The following is a 16,380-nucleotide window of genomic DNA, read 5'->3' on the forward strand; positions in this document are numbered from 1 at the left end:
GTGGTGGAGGGTTATTTATTATAAGCTAGTAGAGAGTATAAATATCTCCTGGCTGAATAGGAGGCCCTGGTATGGATAGCAAACATATACGAAAAGAGTTAGAAAATAGACTGAACAGTCCTGACCGGAAAGTTTCATATGACCGGGAAAAAGATCAGCTTAGAATTGAATGGGCTGAAACAGGAAAGGGGATTACAGTATCTCTTCCTGGAATAGCAGCTAAATGGCAGGAGCAAAAGGAAAAAGCAATTGACGAAGTTGTTTATTACGTAAACGAAGGCCTTCAGGCAATGGTTTCGAAGGTTCAGTTGAAAGGTAAAGAGAAAAATATTTTCCCAGTCATCCGTTCTACGTCCTTTCCGGAGGAGGCAGAGGAAGGAGTGCCGTTTTTATACGATGAGCATACGGCTGAAACTAGAATTTATTACGCATTAGACATGGGTAAGACATACAGGCTGATTGACAGGAAAATTCTCGACAAGGAAAATTGGACTGCAGCTCAGGTAAAGGAGACTGCTTTGTTTAATGTCCGTTCACTTCCGATTATGACGAGGGAAGATACTGTAGCTGGGAATATATTCTACTTCTTAAATACAAATGATGGCTATGATGCAAGCAGAATTTTGAATGAATCGTTTCTTAGCCAAATGAAGCAAAAAACGAAGGGGGAAATGGCCTTGGCTGTCCCTCACCAGGATGTATTAATCATCGCTGATATCCAAAATAATACAGGCTATGATATTCTTGCCCAAATGACGATGAGCTTCTTCGCAAGCGGCCGCGTTCCGATAACGGCCCTTTCATTTCTATATGAAGAAGGGGAGCTAGAGCCCATTTTCATTTTGGGGAAAAATAAAAAGCGGACATAGTACTTTTCTTAAAGTAAGCCTGGCAATTGCCGGGCTTACTGCCGTTTAATGGATAAGAGCTCCGACTTTTGTGCTACTAATTTAGCAGATTTAGACTATACAGCAAGAGAACCATCGTAAATTCAACCTATTCTTTGAATTTAACTCGAATTTTAAAGAATTACTGTTAAAATAAAACAAGACATGAAAGAGAAAGAGTGATTTAGTTGAGCTGGATGAAAAAGATTTTAAAGATGATTAAAAATAAACCCATTCAAGAACTAGACAATAGAGAAGAAAATATTTCTGCTAAAAATCGGGAAAACAGAAACCGCGCTGATGCTTCAAAAGAGCTAGATGCCAAAGTGCTCTATCAGTATCCAAAAGGCCAATTTCAGTTTCCAGTAATTCCTGACAGCGATAGCGAGGCAAAACCTCCTAGACAGCGGCACAGACAGGCTAGGCAGGCACAACAGCCACAAGCAAAGGTCACACCTTTTAAAAAAGATAAAGCAGAAGCTGAACCAACGAGAGTAAAAAAGTCTGAGAGAAGGAAAAAGGAAGAACCGGTTGTGAGCAGCAAGCCAAAGGAAATCAAGTACCGCAAACCATTTAAGCCGACAGAAATCCCTTCGCCCATCTATGCTTTCAACCGGCCTAAAAAAAGCGAAATAGAATATGAGTTAACCGAATTCACTTACCAGGGACTCTCGTATGGTCAAGGAAGATCACTTAATCTCAGTGAGGCTGTCCTCCCAGAAGAATCTATTGAACCTGAAATCCTTGAGTCAGTACAAGACCACATTGAAGCTTTACCTCCAAGCATAATGGACAATGAAATTGATAAGATCAATGGGACAGCTCTACAAGCTGAAACAAATAGCCCATCCCATCCAGTACAGGATGAAACGGCGGCGGCATTAAATGTTGCTGCAACTGAAAAATATCTTGATAGTATGCAGATAGAAAATACAACAATTGAAAATGATAGTTCAGACGAGGCTAAGCAGGAAGTAATACAAGCACCAGAGCAGGAAGCCGCAGAATCTACACCAACAGACAGCGTTTCGGAGGAAGAAATATCTGGCGGACAAAACAATAACATGGAAAGAACTAAACGGAATATCCCCTTCAATGTTATCATGCTAAAACAAGATAAGTTGAAATGGGAGGCTAGCCAACAGAGAGCCGCAACCCCCTCTCCTGTACATAAAGATAAGCCCGCCGAGCGTGAGGGTGAACAGCTAGAAGCTGAAAAAGAAGAAGACTTGAGTACTAGGGCAGATAACCTAGAACCGTCCCTAACTGCCGTTCAGCCTGAGTCTGACCAATTTAATACGGTCGATACCGAACCAGCAAATCAGGACTTTGCTGTTTTCCAGGCAGGTCCATCAACTGATAGTGTTCAGTCTGTTTCTGAAAATAATAGTTATCAATTTCCTCCGCTTCACTTACTAAACCCGCCGGTGGAACAGCAGCCTCATCCAGAATGGCTGGGCAGGCAGGAACAGCTGTTGAATTTGGCTCTTAAAAACTTTAATGTAAATGCAAGTGTTGTGAATGTTACTCAAGGGCCGTCGGTTACTAGATTTGAAGTTCAGCCGGAACCGGGGGTCAAAGTAAATAAGATTACCAACTTATCAGATGATATCAAATTAAGCTTGGCAGCTAGAGATATAAGGATTGAAGCTCCTATACCTGGTAAGCACACGATAGGAATTGAAGTGCCGAATAAAACAAGCAGGCCTGTGTTATTAAGTGAAATATTAATGTCAAAAGCTTTCTCGGAGGAGGATTCCCCCTTAGCGGCAGCCATGGGCCTTGATATTTCTGGAGATCCAATTGTAACTGACCTAAAGAAAATGCCGCACGGTTTGATTGCAGGAGCGACAGGTTCGGGGAAAAGTGTGTGTATAAATACATTTCTGGTCAGTCTTCTTTATAAAGCTCATCCAGATGATGTAAAGCTGCTTCTGATTGATCCTAAAATGGTAGAATTAGCCCCTTATAACCACATTCCTCATCTTGTAAGTCCGGTTATAACAGATGTGAAGGCTGCTACGGCCTCTTTGAAATGGGCTGTTGAAGAAATGGAAAGGCGCTATGAACTATTTGCCCATAGCGGTGTCCGAGATATAGGAAGGTTTAATGAGCTGGCACTTGAGCACAAGCATTACACAGAGAAACTGCCCTATATTGTAATAGTGATTGATGAGCTTGCAGACCTAATGATGATGTCGCCAGCGGATGTCGAGGAGGCGATTTGCAGAATTGCGCAAAAAGCGAGAGCATGTGGAATTCATTTGATTATCGCCACCCAGAGGCCATCCGTAGATGTCATTACTGGCCTGATTAAGGCAAATGTTCCCACAAGAATAGCCTTTTCGGTTTCATCGCAGGTTGATTCGCGAACAATAATAGATATAAGCGGAGCTGAAAAACTGCTAGGACGCGGAGATATGCTTTTCCTCGAAAACGGTTCATCAAAACCAGTCAGACTTCAGGGGACTTTTGTTACTGACAGGGAAATAGACAGCATTGTTGCGTTTGTTCGATCTCAACAAAAACCGAAATATTTATTTGAACAGAATGAATTGTTAAAAAAAGCCCAAATTAATGAAGACGAAGATGAACTGTTTTATGAGGCTTGCGAATTTATTGTTGATCAGGGGAGTGCATCTACCTCAAGCGTGCAGAGGCGCTTTAAAATAGGTTATAATCGTGCAGCGCGGCTGATTGATATGATGGAGGACCATGGCTTCATATCTGAAGGGCGCGGCAGCAAGCCAAGAGATGTTCTGATAGGTTCTGCAGAATTAGAAGGCTTTCAAGAAACTAGCAGATAATAAGATATAAATGGTATTATCAAATTTGATTAACTGCTAATAGGTGCGCTGAAAAATGAAAAGGCCCATTAACCGGCCTTTCGACGTTCAGCAAACAAGGGGAATTTAAATGGATGATAATGAAACTATATTAAATTTTGAGGCATATCGAAACCAGAAGCAGCTCCAAGGAGAGGATAGCGCGAGGCAACTTTATAAGCGCGCTATGGATTTTACAGATAGAAACGCCAATATACGGGAAAAGGTGCGTGGGAAACACTTATTCAGGCGAATGACAGGCCTTAGTGGGGAAACGCCATTAACCCCTCCTTTGGAAGAAGTGTTTTCTGAATGGTTTCTGTTTGACTACAAAACCATACAAGGATTTACTATGTTTTCTTTGTTTATAAAAAAAAGTTCCCATCAGCTTACAGAACCTGAATTGATCCTAGGAGCCCTTTTTTTGAGTACTGTTTTAGAGCCAGTAGTTGTGGCTGGTACTGATGACCATAAGGAACAGCTTACTGTTAAATCGAGGCTCTTGGATCAGCAGGTCATCATCTCTTCTCAAACAGTCGATGTTTTAAATCTCAAAAAAGGGGAATTAGTCTTCTTACGCAGACTTCCTCTAGTTGCTAAAGATATATTGCTTGGGAATATCTATCCTGTCAGTCATTTAAATGCGATTTCGGATATGGACCAGGACTTTAACGAGCAGATTGAATTAACCTGGAGAGCCTTTCTAAAAAGGTATGCATACTCCTACTTAGTACAAGCTTCCCATTTATTGCGGCCAGAATGACACAAGGCCCTCGTAGTTTTTAAAGTTAAAAGGTGTTATAATGTCTAAATACGATTAGACAGCATTTGAACATGTATAGGCAGATGCCCATTGTGAGCATTTAGAAATATCTGTCATATACTGTGTTACATACAGACGTTGGTTGGAGGTTCTTTATATGACTGTTTACCATTTTGTAGGTATTAAGGGAGCTGGGATGAGTGCATTGGCACAGGTTCTTCATGACATGGACTATCAAGTTCAGGGCTCCGACGTCGAGAAGCACTTTTTTACTCAACTTGCCCTTGAAAAATTAGGGATAAAAGTTCTTCCCTTTGATAAGGACAATATACAGCCAGGAATGACCATCATTGCCGGAAACGCCTTTCCGGATACACATGAAGAAATCCAGGAAGCGATGGAACTTGGGCTTCCTATTGTTCGTTATCATCGTTTCTTAGGTGATTTTATGCAAAATTTCACAAGTGTAGCAATTACTGGCGCACATGGAAAGACCTCGACAACAGGTCTCCTGGCCCATGTTATTAAAGGCGCTAAGCCTACTTCCTTTTTAATTGGAGACGGTACAGGCAAAGGCGAAAAGGATGCAGAGTATTTTGTTTTTGAAGCGTGTGAATACCGGCGCCATTTCTTATCCTACTTTCCGGATTATGCGATCATGACAAATATCGACTTCGATCATCCGGATTACTTTGCCAATGTTGATGATGTGTTCTCAGCTTTTCAGGAAATGTCTTGGCAGGTAAAAAAGGGAATCTTTGCGTGCGGAGATGATGAACAGCTCCAAAAGATTCAGGCGAAGGTTCCTGTTGTGTTTTATGGCTTTGAAGAAGAGAATGACTTCAGAGCATCAAATGTAGTGAAATCGACAGAAGGTACAACCTTTGATGTTTTTGTGCGAAATACTTATTATGAGACTTTTTCTATTCCAGCTTATGGGGATCATAATGTTCTAAATTCTTTGGCTGTCATAGCTATTTGCCATTATGAGAATATTGAAGCGAAAACTATTCAAGATCAGCTCCATACCTTTGAAGGAGTGAAGCGAAGGTTTTCAGAAAAGGAAGCAGGCGAACAAATCATCATTGATGATTACGCCCACCATCCTACAGAAATCAAGGCAACCATTGATGCCGCACGGCAAAAGTATCCGGAACGTGAAATTGTAGCAGTATTTCAGCCTCATACATTTACAAGAACTCAAACTTTCCTTAACGAATTTGCGGAAAGCTTAAATCTTGCTGACAAGGTCTATCTGTGTGAAATATTTGGGTCTGCCCGTGAAATTCATGGGAAACTTACGATACAAGATCTTCAGGATAAAATTGATGATTCCAGCATCATCTGTGAGGAAGATACAACCTCATTGAAGCAGCATGAGACTGGCGTGATTATTTTCATGGGTGCAGGGGATATCCAAAAATTCCAGGAATCTTATGAAAAATTGCTAGAGGTATAAAAAAAGGATGCGGCATATGCTGCATCCTTTTTCGTTAGCTGTTATTTAACAACTCATACTGTATTGTTACTTTAAATTCTCTGGATTTAGAGATTCAAGTTCAGCTATCACAAAGCGGCCATCTTTACGGATTAGTCTGCCATCAAAGTAAATTTCTCCGCCGCCGTAATCAGGACGCTGAATGTTAACCATATCCCAGTGGATATTTGAATGGTTGCCGTTAAAGGCATCATCATAGCATTGTCCTGGTGTAAAATGGAAGCTGCCATCAATCTTCTCATCAAACAAAATATCCTGCATGGGATGCAGTATATATGGGTTTACCCCTATCGCAAATTCGCCTACATAGCGGGCACCTTCATCTGTATCGAAAATCTTGTTAATTCGATTTGTGTCATTGGCTAATGCTTCTATAATTTTGCCATCCTTAAAGCTAAGCTTTACGTTTTCGAAGGTAAAGCCATGATAAGGTGATGGGGTATTGTATGTAATAGTTCCATTAACTGAATCTCGAACAGGAGCAGAATAAACCTCTCCATCTGGAATATTAAGCTGACCTGCACATTTTACAGCAGGAATATCTTTAATTGAGAAAGTTAAATCAGTCCCTGGCCCAGTAATTCGGACTTTATCCGTGTTATCCATTAATTCCACAAGACTATCCATTGCTTTATCCATTTTGCTGTAATCAAGGTTACATACATCAAAATAAAAATCCTCAAATGCCTCTGTGCTCATCTTAGCAAGCTGTGCCATAGATGATGTAGGATACCTTAATACAACCCATTTCGTCTTAGGAACACGGATAGCACGATGAACCTTTTTCCCAATTGTCTTCCCGTGAATCTTCATTTTATCATCCGGAACATCCGCTTGTTCGCTAATGTTGTCTCCTGAACGCAAACCAATGTAAGCATCCATTTGGCTCATAACATTTGCTTCGAAATCTGCCAGCATGTTATATTGCTCTTCCTGTGCACCCAGCAATAACGCACGGTCTACCTGATGATCTTTAAGTAAAACAAATGGGTATCCTCCGGCTGCATAAGCTTCTTTGACAAGAGCTGTGACAAGTTCCCGCTGCAGCCCGAAATTTTCAATTAAGACCTTTTCTCCTTCCTGCAACCGTATGGAATAGTTAATAAGGTTTTTAGCAAGTGTATCAATTCGAGGATCCTTCAAGAAAAATCCCTCCTATCGAGTAATTAAAAACTTATTATATTGTACCCTCGATAACGATAAGTTGGCAAAAGATCTACTGTTTATTATGGTTTTTTGAAAATGAGTGTATAATTAAGGCAGGAAACCGAGACCATTATAGTGAACTACTTTAAGTAGAAAGGGTTTAAACCCAGTTGTTGCGGGTAAAAAATACACATGAAGAAAAATGGAGGTGCATAGTGATGGAAATTATTTTATATTTGAGCGTAGCTGTTATTGCGATCGCTTTTTTAGTTCTAGTTATTTTTCTGTCAAGGACGTTAAAATCAGTCCAAACTACTCTTGATAGCGTGTCGAGAACATTGGTAGGTCTTGAACAGCAATTGGATGGTGTAACCAGAGAAACTACGGACCTGTTACATAAGACCAACACACTAGCTGATGATATTCAAAAGAAATCGGAGAGTCTGAATGGAATAGTAAGTGCTGTTAAAGATGTTGGGACTTCTGTACAACGTTTTAATCATTCAATTCAGAGCGTAACAACTGCTGTTGATCAACAACTTCAAAGGAATAAAGATAAAATCTCTCAGGTTGTCCAATGGAGCAATGTAGTATTGGAATTAAAAGAAAAATGGCAGTCAAGAAACCAACCAGAGCTGAAGGTAGAAGTTCAGCAGGCAGCAGCGAGAGAGCCTGAAAAAGGAATAGAGACTAAAGGAGGAAACTAAATGGGAAACAGAGATCGCGACTTGGAAAAGCAAGACGAGAACATTAATTCAAAAGACTTTATGATAGGAGCCCTGATCGGAGGGCTTGTGGGAGGCCTGGCTGCCCTGCTTCTCGCTCCAAAATCAGGAAGAGAGATGCGCAGCACCTTAAACGAGCAGACATCCAGCTTGATGGATAAAACTGAGAAATTAAAGGATACGGCAGTTTCAAAAGGAACAGAGCTGGCTTCGGCAGCAAAGGATAAGGCATCTTCCTTTAGCCAGACTGTTACAGAACAATCTTCTGGACTTCTTAATAAAGTAAAAGGATCAGGGGAAAATACAGACCCTAATTCCGGACCTGAAGGAAATTTACAAGAAGTTCCTACTTCAATGGCTGAAACGAGCACGATGGAACAGACACATATAGCCACAGGTGAAGAAGTGCAAAAGAAGCTTGAAGAAACGCAAAAGGCTTTCGATGATACAGAAGGTAAACTAAATGAATAATAAAATGACATTTTGATTTGTCTATGAAACGGTGAAGTGATAAAATTACTTCACCGTTTCATTTTAATTACATATGGAGAACAGGAGTGAGTGTTTTGGAACAAATTCAATCTGTGGAGCAATTTGATACGCTATTGCAGAAAAAAGAACAATTCTTTCTCTTGAAACATAGTAATACATGTCCAATCAGCCAAGCTGGTTATGATGAATTCAACGAATTTGCTAATGCCCGGCCGGAAATCGATTGTTATTACTTGGTCGTGCAAGAGGCGCGTCCCGTGTCCAATCACATTGCTGAGACGTTTCATGTCAAACATGAATCTCCCCAGACAATCCTTTTTGTTAAACAAGGAGTTGCATGGCACGCATCACATTGGAAAATCACTAATAATAATATGGCTGATGCATTAGCTGAAAACCAATAAGAGAGACATTCATACCGTGGATGTCTTTTTGTAAACCAGAGTTTAGCATAGTTTTGCTTGTTTATTTCTTTCACACAGGTTAATCTTACAGGATTAGGGCTTGACCCAGATGGCATCATTTTGTACGGTTATTTCTGAAGTAAGCACCATATCTTATGTTTTTACATAAAATGCTTTAATACTTAAAAGCGTTTAATTAATAAAGAAAAATTACGTGACAAGATAGTATAATTCATATATAATAACCCTAATAAAAAATAATTTCGTCGTTAACGAAAATTCGCAATTTAGGATATTTTAAAATTATTCTTTTTGGAAAGTATGTTGCGGCATAAACGAATGAAGGGCGGGACAGAAAAATGAGCAATAATGAATTAGACCAGTTACGATCACGAGTTGATGAATTGAACTTAGAGTTACTTTCCCTTATTAATGAAAGAGCTCAGCTCGTCCAGGAGATTGGCAGGGTTAAAGAAACACAGGGAGTATATAGATACGATCCTGTTCGTGAACGCCATATGCTTGATTTAATCAAAGAACACAATGATGGGCCGTTTCAACAATCGACCATCCAGCACATTTTCAAAGAAATTTTCAAAGCAGGTCTAGAGCTTCAAAAGGATGATCACCGCAAAGCTTTACTTGTTTCACGTAAAAAACATCCAGAGGATACGATCGTGGATGTGAAAGGCGTAAAAATCGGTGATGGGAACACTCATTTTGTTTTCGGTCCATGTGCAGTAGAATCATATGAACAGGTTGCAACTGTAGCAGCAGCTGTTAAAGAAAAAGGGTTTAAGCTGCTTCGCGGCGGAGCATTTAAGCCTAGGACTTCACCATATGATTTCCAGGGTCTTGGTCTTGAAGGGCTGAAGATTTTAAAGCGAGTAGCTGATGAGTACGATATGGCTGTAATCAGTGAAATCGTTAGTGCCAATGACATCGAACAAGCTGTTGAGTACCTTGATGTCATTCAGATAGGTGCACGTAATATGCAAAACTTTGAGCTTCTTAAAGCTGCTGGGGCAGTAAACAAGCCTGTACTTCTTAAAAGAGGGCTCTCTGCAACAATAGAAGAATTTATTAATGCTGCCGAGTACATTGCTGCACAAGGCAATGGACAAATAATCTTATGCGAGCGCGGAATTAGGACATATGAAAAAGCAACACGGAATACGCTTGATATCTCGGCCGTTCCAATTCTTAAGCAGGAAACACATCTTCCAGTCATGGTGGATGTTACTCATTCAACAGGCAGAAGAGATCTTTTGCTTCCTACTGCAAAGGCTGCGATAGCTATTGGAGCTGACGGAGTAATGGCTGAAGTGCATCCTGATCCTGCAGTAGCTCTTTCAGATTCAGCTCAGCAAATGGATTTAAACCAATTTGACGATTTTGTAAATCAGTTAAAGGCAGCTTCATTTGTAAGAGCATAAGATTTACACATACAAGAAACCCCTTCTGTCCAAATAGCAGAAGGGGTTTTTTATAAGATAGAAAACATAAAATTTGAACATAGACTACCATCTAGCTTCGGTCGTTTGTACTTTTGTTCAAAGATAGAATATATAGAATTTTTGACATTGACTACTGTCTAGCTCCAGCGCCTAGCCGTTTTCCCCAAAGAGTTGGCTTCCCTGTGTATCTTGCGAGGAGCCAATAAGCTTTGCAGCTCGAGGTCACATCGGTTCCGATGATGAATTCTTAGAACTGCTTCACCCTCTGCCCCTCCAAAATAAGACAGTTTTATGTGTTTTTTTTCCTATTTAGCTTTTTTTAAGTTAATTTGATCCCTTTACATTGCGGGTTTACCTACTATATCGTATGATTACATAAAAAGCTTGTACAAATAATCACAAACATTCATAAAAATGGTTAACAACTGAACTGATGTTGTACACTATAAAAAAAGAGAACGAAGCTACTAAAGGAGTGAACATGATGAATGTAACAATATATGATGTTGCAAGAGAAGCAAACGTATCAATGGCTACTGTTTCCAGAGTAGTGAACGGCAACCCCAATGTTAAGCCTGCAACAAGAAAGAAAGTAGTAGAGGTAATTGAGCGTCTTGGTTATCGCCCAAATGCTGTTGCCAGAGGGCTTGCCAGTAAAAAAACTACAACAGTTGGTGTGATTATTCCTGATATAGCCAGCACATTTTTTGCTGAACTGGCAAGGGGAATTGAAGATATCGCGACAATGTACAAATACAATATTATTCTGAGCAACTCCGATCAGAATAAAGATAAGGAACTTCATTTACTCAATACAATGCTTGGCAAGCAGGTAGATGGTCTTGTTTTCATGGGAGGAAACATAACAGCTGAGCATGTGGAAGAGTTCAAAAAGTCACCGGTTCCCATTGTACTTGCGGGTTCAATAGAAGAGTCTAGTTCTATTCCAACAGTAAACATTAATTATGAACAAGCCTCTTATGATGCTGTTCAAGCGTTTATTGGTGAAGGACATAAAGAAATTGCCTTTGTAGTTGGTCCATTAATTGAACCGATTAACAAAGATAAGAAGCTTGTTGGGTACAAACGTGCACTAGCAGACGCGGGAATAGAGTATCAAGAAAACCTTATTTTTGAAGGTGATTACACATATGATTCTGGAATTGAAGCTTTTGAAAAACTTCATGAGGACGGGAGAAAACCAACAGCGGTTTTAGTTGGGTCTGATGAAATGGCACTTGGAGTCATACATGGTGCCCAGGATAAAGGCTTAAAGGTTCCCGGGGATATTGAAGTTATCAGTTCAGATAATACAAAATTAACATTAATGGTTCGGCCTCAGCTAACAACAATTGTTCAGCCTTTATATGATATTGGAGCAGTCGCAATGCGGCTTTTGACCAAATTAATGAACAAAGAGTCAGTGGATGAAAATAATGTTGTATTGCCCCATAGAATTGAGAGCCGTGATTCAACAAAGAGTATATAGACTATTTTAAATAGCCTTGAAGAAAGCTTTTGACTTTCAGGTCTTCAGGTACTGCTTACCCGTTTGGCAGATGAACATTAACGGTAAGCGAGCGATGCAGGAGCCTCATTTACTAATAAGCTTTTACCAGCACAAAAAGAACCGTCCTCTTTGAGGCGGTTCTTTCGGCTGCTAGGATAGAAAACCAGGACGTAAGCGATTACACTTTAACGTATTACATCGATTCAGTTTTTTTGTGGCTGCGGATAGGATAAAGTGCTTTCGCAACGGTTTGAGCATTTTTTTCAGTGATTTCTGTTTTTCTTGGAATAGGAGGATATAAGTTATCTGGGTCATCCCATAATAGCGGGAGATCCACTGGCGCCTGTTTACTCCAGGCCTGCCTCCACTCCTCAGGCAAGCTGCCAAAACTATTCGAGTTTTCAGTCATCTCCAGCCAGATTAACGCCCAAGCTCTTGGCACAACTCTCCAGATATCATAGCCGCCTCCTCCAACAGCTATCCACTTTCCGTTACAGTATTTATGAGCTACATCATGGGCTAGTCGCGGTATTTCGCGGTATAGTTTCATTGTTGCTGACAAGTGTGTAAGCGGATCCAAATAGTGAGAGTCTGCTCCATTCTGAGTTAAGATTACATCCGGCTTGAAAAATTCTGCTACCTCATAAAGTGCGCTTGTGTAGGCGCTTAAAAATGAATCATCTTCGGTAAAAGCATCTACAGGAATGTTAAATGAAAATCCATAGCCCTTTCCTTGTCCACGTTCGTTCACATTACCGGTCCCTGGGAACAAATATCGTCCCGTTTCATGGATGGATAGAGTGCAAACATTCGGATCATCATAAAAAGACCATTGAACTCCATCCCCATGATGAGCATCCGTATCGACATATAGTACTCTCGCATTATATTTTTCTTGTAAATATTTAATCGCAACTGAGCTATCGTTGTAGATGCAAAATCCAGAGGCCTTACCTCGGAAACCATGATGCAGTCCTCCGCCCAAATTTAGGGCGTGGAGGGCGTTTCCAGACATAACCTGGTCAACAGCAGTTAAGGTGCCTCCAACGAGAAGTGCGCTAGCCTCATGCATGTTAGGAAATATAGGTGTATCCTCGGTGCCAAGACCGTACCCCTCTGCTGCATCTTCGGAAAGCAGCCCACGTCCAGCCTGTCGTACAGCATTTATATAATTTGGATCATGTACTAAACTAAGCTCCTCATCCGTTGCCATTCTCGGTGGGATTATATCACTTTCTTTGATCGCATTTGTTTTTTTCAATAAGTCAAGTGTTAGTTTTAAACGAAGTTGGTTGAAAGGATGCTCGCTGTTAAACTTATAATTTAACAGTTCTTCAGAAAAGATAAAAACAGACTTATCATTCATGGGAAACCCCCGGGAGATTAGGCCATAAAACTTGAAGGCCTGCCTGCTTTAAATCATCAATTATTCTAGACGGGTTCATAGTCTGCACCCTAAGTACTAATATTTTAAAGCGATCATCCTCATGATCCGGATAAACGAGCACACTTTGAATGTTTACTTTTCTATCCCGCATCACTGTTGCTACCTCGAAAAGCATTCCTGCTCTGTTATGGACACGGACTTCAATTTGTGAACCTGGCTGGTGAGCACCTGTCAGTTTAACCAATGTATGAAGCAAGTCTGTCTCAGTGATAATTCCAACAAGCTTATTTTCGTTAACAATAGGAAGGCAGCCTATATGATGTTCGTAAAAAACAGCAGAAACTTCCTCAACAAAATCAAGCGGGTGGCCTGTAACAATGTCTCTAACCATAAATTGGCTTAGCGGTTTTTCAAGTACATCAAGATGCTCGCCAATATGAAAAATGGAGGGAGTTGCATCCCTTACATCCCGATCTGTTATCAGCCCGATCAGCAAATGATCGGCGTCGATTATAGGAATATGCCGGATTTTTTGTTCTTCCATTAGTCTGATTGCTTCTGCAATTGTATTGGTTTCTTTTAATGTTATAACTTCTTTATTCATAATTTCTTCCACAATCATTTCCTAGCCCCCTTGAGTGCGGATGTGAAAAAATAACTTCGAGTTGTTTAACTAGACCTGATAGAACCCTCTAAATATCTGTTAATACATAAAGCGATTCATGAAACGGAGACGGTCAAACTGTTGGACAGAATCAGGTCCGATTCTTTTTCCAATCCTGGCCATTAGACAATTAGCAGGATGAGAGCTGATCTCCGGGTCATCGGTTGCATACCAGACAAGCCCGCCAGCGTTCATCATTTTCTCCATGATTTTTCGATATTCCCATACATTTAAACCAGTGTTCTTTAAATCCCAGTGCCAATAATATTCCGTGGTAATAATGATATAATCTTCCATGGCATCATCCATCATGCTGACCCTTAAAAGATTTTTGCCAACGGAATAACCTCGAAATTCAGGAATAACTTCTATAGCACCAAGTTCAATTAAATCTTCCATTTTGCCTTCGGACCATCTTTCAAGCGGATCAGGATATAAATAAGTTACATATCCCACAACCATATGGCGATGTCTTGCTATAATAATTCTGCCATCAGGAAGGCCGGCTATTTCTACCAAGGCTTTATGCTGCTGGGCAGGAGGACGGAAGGCGACAAGGTCTTTATGAAATTCATATTCTGCCAACTTTTCAGGAGAGACTGGTCCTTCAATAATAATACTGCCTTGTGGCGTTTTTAGCTCTTTCGCATTGTACGTTTTCTTATGTTCCATTAGTTCACCACCCCGGGAAACATCTAATATACTTTCTATTATACATAAAATCTAACAGATAAAAGCGCTTTCAAGCTAATTTTCTGTTTTAAAAATAGATAAATTCGGGAAAAGAATCAAAAAAAGAAGGAGGTTGAAAATGACTCTAGAATATTTTAAAAATTGAGATAAGGCACTTTTTATACTATAATAATTACATACAGAGTCTAAGGGGGATTGTAAGATGAAAGTGGAAGCGCTACCAGTAACAAAGGGAGACTATAATCTAAAAGATTACAATGAACAATATGGACAATTTGACTGGAAGGACATAGAGAAACAGTTTTCTTGGAATGAAACCGGCCGAGTTAATATGGCTTATGAAGCAATTGACAGGCATGCGGAGAGCTTTCGGAAAAATAAAATTGCTCTTTATTATCAAGACGGGACAAGAAAAGAAAAGTACACTTTCAAAGAAATGAAAGAACACTCCAACCAGGCTGCCAATGTGTTAAAAACTCACGGAGATGTAGAGAAAGGCGATCGCGTCTTTATCTTTATGCCGCGCTCTCCTGAACTATATTTCGCTTTGTTAGGTGCAGTAAAGGTAGGAGCAATTGTTGGTCCTTTATTTGAAGCATTCATGGAGGGAGCAGTCAGGGATCGTCTTGAAGACAGTGGAGCAAAGGTTCTGGTCACGACACCAGAGCTGCTTGAACGTGTCCCAGTAAATGAATTACCGGAACTTAAAACTATTTTTCTAGTAGGAAATGATATTGAAGAACATGGAACTCATATTGATTTTAATAAAAAACTGGCAGAAGCCAGCAAAAACTTACAGATTGAATGGGTGGACCGCAATGATGGTCTAATCCTTCACTATACTTCTGGTTCAACTGGAAAGCCAAAAGGTGTTCTGCATGTTCACAATGCGATGATTCAGCATTATCAGACTGCTAAGTGGGTTCTCGATTTGAAGGAAGAAGATACATACTGGTGCACTGCGGATCCAGGATGGGTAACAGGCACATCTTATGGTATTTTTGGACCTTGGTTAACTGGTACAACCAATGTTATTATTGGCGGCCGCTTTAGTCCAGATGCCTGGTATAAAATGATTGAGGAATATGGAATTTCTGTATGGTACAGTGCTCCTACCGCCTTCCGGATGCTGATGGGTGCTGGAGACGAAATTGTTAAAAAGTATGACCTGGGAAGCCTGCGCCATGTAGTAAGTGTTGGTGAACCTTTGAATCCTGAAGTAGTCCGCTGGGGTATGAAGGTATTCCATCTTCGTATCCATGATACGTGGTGGATGACTGAAACTGGGGGACAACTAATCTGTAATTATCCTTGTATGGAGATTAAGCCAGGCTCGATGGGAAAACCTGTCCCTGGGGTGAAGGCAGCCATTGTTGATGACCAGGGAAATGAACTTCCGCCATATCGAATGGGGAATTTAGCGATTAAAAAAGGATGGCCATCTATGATGAATACGATCTGGAATAACCAGCAGAAGTATGAATCTTATTTCATGCCAGGAGATTGGTATGTATCGGGAGACTCGGCTTATATGGATGAAGATGGGTACTTCTGGTTCCAAGGCCGTATAGATGATGTGATTATGACGTCCGGTGAGCGGGTAGGGCCATTTGAAGTGGAAAGCAAACTCGTCGAACATCCAGCTGTTGCTGAAGCAGGAGTTATTGGGAAGCCGGATCCGGTAAGAGGCGAAATTATTAAAGCATTCATTGCTTTGCGTGATGGATTTGAACAAACAGATGAATTAAAGGAAGAAATTAGGCAGTTTGTCAAAAAAGGTCTTGCTGCCCATGCTGCACCAAGGGAAATTGAGTTCCGCGATAAGCTTCCTAAAACACGGAGCGGAAAAATCATGCGCCGTGTCCTTAAAGCTTGGGAGCTTGACTTACCTGCAGGTGACCTTTCTACAATGGAGGATTAATTTCTCAA

Annotated in this window: 14 protein-coding genes; 10 read left to right on the top strand and 4 right to left on the bottom strand. The window is 40.5% G+C overall.

What is annotated here, in order from left to right:
• Nucleotides 1-71: 71 nt before the first annotated feature.
• The 4 genes from HRJ06_RS04185 to murC all read left to right on the top strand — a co-directional run bounded on the left by HRJ06_RS04185 (nucleotide 72) and on the right by murC (nucleotide 5,934).
• Nucleotides 72-869, top strand: a complete 798-nt coding sequence (locus HRJ06_RS04185; RefSeq protein WP_174729409.1) for a DUF1444 domain-containing protein — start codon at nucleotides 72-74, stop codon at nucleotides 867-869.
• 215 nt (nucleotides 870-1,084) lie between these two features.
• Nucleotides 1,085-3,694, top strand: coding sequence for a DNA translocase FtsK (locus HRJ06_RS04190; RefSeq protein ID WP_242035138.1), 2,610 nt, complete (start codon nucleotides 1,085-1,087; stop codon nucleotides 3,692-3,694).
• A gap of 109 nt (nucleotides 3,695-3,803) precedes the next feature.
• Nucleotides 3,804-4,475: a hypothetical protein gene (locus HRJ06_RS04195; RefSeq protein WP_174729412.1), complete on the top strand. Its 672-nt coding sequence runs from the start codon at nucleotides 3,804-3,806 to the stop codon at nucleotides 4,473-4,475.
• 157 nt (nucleotides 4,476-4,632) lie between these two features.
• Nucleotides 4,633-5,934 (top strand): UDP-N-acetylmuramate--L-alanine ligase, encoded by a 1,302-nt coding sequence (murC, locus tag HRJ06_RS04200; protein WP_174729415.1) that lies wholly within the window; start codon nucleotides 4,633-4,635, stop codon nucleotides 5,932-5,934.
• A gap of 66 nt (nucleotides 5,935-6,000) precedes the next feature.
• Here the strand turns inward: murC and HRJ06_RS04205 are convergent, their stop codons facing one another.
• Nucleotides 6,001-7,116 (bottom strand): aminopeptidase, encoded by a 1,116-nt coding sequence (locus HRJ06_RS04205; RefSeq protein ID WP_174729419.1) that lies wholly within the window; start codon nucleotides 7,114-7,116, stop codon nucleotides 6,001-6,003.
• Nucleotides 7,117-7,337: 221 nt separating this feature from the next.
• Here HRJ06_RS04205 and HRJ06_RS04210 point away from each other — a divergent pair, with 221 nt between their 5' ends.
• The 5 genes from HRJ06_RS04210 to ccpA all read left to right on the top strand — a co-directional run bounded on the left by HRJ06_RS04210 (nucleotide 7,338) and on the right by ccpA (nucleotide 11,686).
• Complete coding sequence (locus tag HRJ06_RS04210) at nucleotides 7,338-7,826, top strand: DUF948 domain-containing protein (protein WP_174729421.1); 489 nt, start codon at nucleotides 7,338-7,340, stop codon at nucleotides 7,824-7,826.
• The gene (locus tag HRJ06_RS04215) at nucleotides 7,827-8,315 is read left to right on the top strand and encodes a YtxH domain-containing protein (protein ID WP_174729422.1); all 489 of its coding nucleotides are present in this window, start codon (nucleotides 7,827-7,829) and stop codon (nucleotides 8,313-8,315) included.
• Nucleotides 8,316-8,401: 86 nt separating this feature from the next.
• Nucleotides 8,402-8,740 carry a bacillithiol system redox-active protein YtxJ gene (ytxJ, locus tag HRJ06_RS04220; RefSeq protein ID WP_338421050.1) on the top strand — a complete coding sequence of 113 codons (339 nt, stop codon included), beginning with the start codon at nucleotides 8,402-8,404 and terminating at the stop codon, nucleotides 8,738-8,740.
• Between the two features lie 359 nt (nucleotides 8,741-9,099).
• Nucleotides 9,100-10,176 carry a bifunctional 3-deoxy-7-phosphoheptulonate synthase/chorismate mutase gene (locus HRJ06_RS04225; RefSeq protein WP_174729426.1) on the top strand — a complete coding sequence of 359 codons (1,077 nt, stop codon included), beginning with the start codon at nucleotides 9,100-9,102 and terminating at the stop codon, nucleotides 10,174-10,176.
• Between the two features lie 505 nt (nucleotides 10,177-10,681).
• Nucleotides 10,682-11,686: a catabolite control protein A gene (gene ccpA, locus HRJ06_RS04230; protein ID WP_174729428.1), complete on the top strand. Its 1,005-nt coding sequence runs from the start codon at nucleotides 10,682-10,684 to the stop codon at nucleotides 11,684-11,686.
• Between the two features lie 214 nt (nucleotides 11,687-11,900).
• Here ccpA and HRJ06_RS04235 read toward each other — a convergent pair whose 3' ends face one another.
• The 3 genes from HRJ06_RS04235 to HRJ06_RS04245 form a co-directional block, all read right to left on the bottom strand.
• Nucleotides 11,901-13,073 carry an acetoin utilization protein AcuC gene (locus tag HRJ06_RS04235; RefSeq protein WP_174729430.1) on the bottom strand — a complete coding sequence of 391 codons (1,173 nt, stop codon included), beginning with the start codon at nucleotides 13,071-13,073 and terminating at the stop codon, nucleotides 11,901-11,903.
• Complete coding sequence (locus tag HRJ06_RS04240) at nucleotides 13,066-13,716, bottom strand: acetoin utilization AcuB family protein (protein ID WP_174729432.1); 651 nt, start codon at nucleotides 13,714-13,716, stop codon at nucleotides 13,066-13,068. Before HRJ06_RS04240 ends, HRJ06_RS04235 begins: the two co-directional genes overlap by 8 nt.
• Before the next feature lie 81 nt (nucleotides 13,717-13,797).
• Entirely contained in the window at nucleotides 13,798-14,430 is a 633-nt protein-coding gene (locus tag HRJ06_RS04245; RefSeq protein WP_174729434.1) for a GNAT family N-acetyltransferase, read from the bottom strand.
• A 223-nt stretch (nucleotides 14,431-14,653) separates the two neighbouring features.
• Here HRJ06_RS04245 and acsA point away from each other — a divergent pair, with 223 nt between their 5' ends.
• On the top strand, nucleotides 14,654-16,372 hold the full coding sequence (gene acsA, locus HRJ06_RS04250) for an acetate--CoA ligase (protein WP_174729436.1): 1,719 nt from the start codon (nucleotides 14,654-14,656) through the stop codon (nucleotides 16,370-16,372).
• Nucleotides 16,373-16,380: the final 8 nt, after the last annotated feature.

Origin of the sequence: Mesobacillus harenae (assembly GCF_013343715.1) — a bacterium.
Classification (GTDB): domain Bacteria; phylum Bacillota; class Bacilli; order Bacillales; family Cytobacillaceae; genus Mesobacillus_A; species Mesobacillus_A harenae.

What these genes read in the sequence shown, in the direction of transcription:
- HRJ06_RS04185 (WP_174729409.1), top strand. Translation starts at nt 72, where the DNA reads ATGGATAGCAAACATATACGAAAAGAGTTAGAAAATAGACTGAACAGT.
- HRJ06_RS04190 (WP_242035138.1), top strand. Translation starts at nt 1,085, where the DNA reads ATGAAAAAGATTTTAAAGATGATTAAAAATAAACCCATTCAAGAACTA.
- HRJ06_RS04195 (WP_174729412.1), top strand. Translation starts at nt 3,804, where the DNA reads ATGGATGATAATGAAACTATATTAAATTTTGAGGCATATCGAAACCAG.
- murC (WP_174729415.1), top strand. Translation starts at nt 4,633, where the DNA reads ATGACTGTTTACCATTTTGTAGGTATTAAGGGAGCTGGGATGAGTGCA.
- HRJ06_RS04210 (WP_174729421.1), top strand. Translation starts at nt 7,338, where the DNA reads ATGGAAATTATTTTATATTTGAGCGTAGCTGTTATTGCGATCGCTTTT.
- HRJ06_RS04215 (WP_174729422.1), top strand. Translation starts at nt 7,827, where the DNA reads ATGGGAAACAGAGATCGCGACTTGGAAAAGCAAGACGAGAACATTAAT.
- HRJ06_RS04225 (WP_174729426.1), top strand. Translation starts at nt 9,100, where the DNA reads ATGAGCAATAATGAATTAGACCAGTTACGATCACGAGTTGATGAATTG.
- ccpA (WP_174729428.1), top strand. Translation starts at nt 10,682, where the DNA reads ATGAATGTAACAATATATGATGTTGCAAGAGAAGCAAACGTATCAATG.
- HRJ06_RS04235 (WP_174729430.1), bottom strand. Translation starts at nt 13,073, where the DNA reads ATGAATGATAAGTCTGTTTTTATCTTTTCTGAAGAACTGTTAAATTAT.
- HRJ06_RS04240 (WP_174729432.1), bottom strand. Translation starts at nt 13,716, where the DNA reads ATGATTGTGGAAGAAATTATGAATAAAGAAGTTATAACATTAAAAGAA.
- HRJ06_RS04245 (WP_174729434.1), bottom strand. Translation starts at nt 14,430, where the DNA reads ATGGAACATAAGAAAACGTACAATGCGAAAGAGCTAAAAACGCCACAA.
- acsA (WP_174729436.1), top strand. Translation starts at nt 14,654, where the DNA reads ATGAAAGTGGAAGCGCTACCAGTAACAAAGGGAGACTATAATCTAAAA.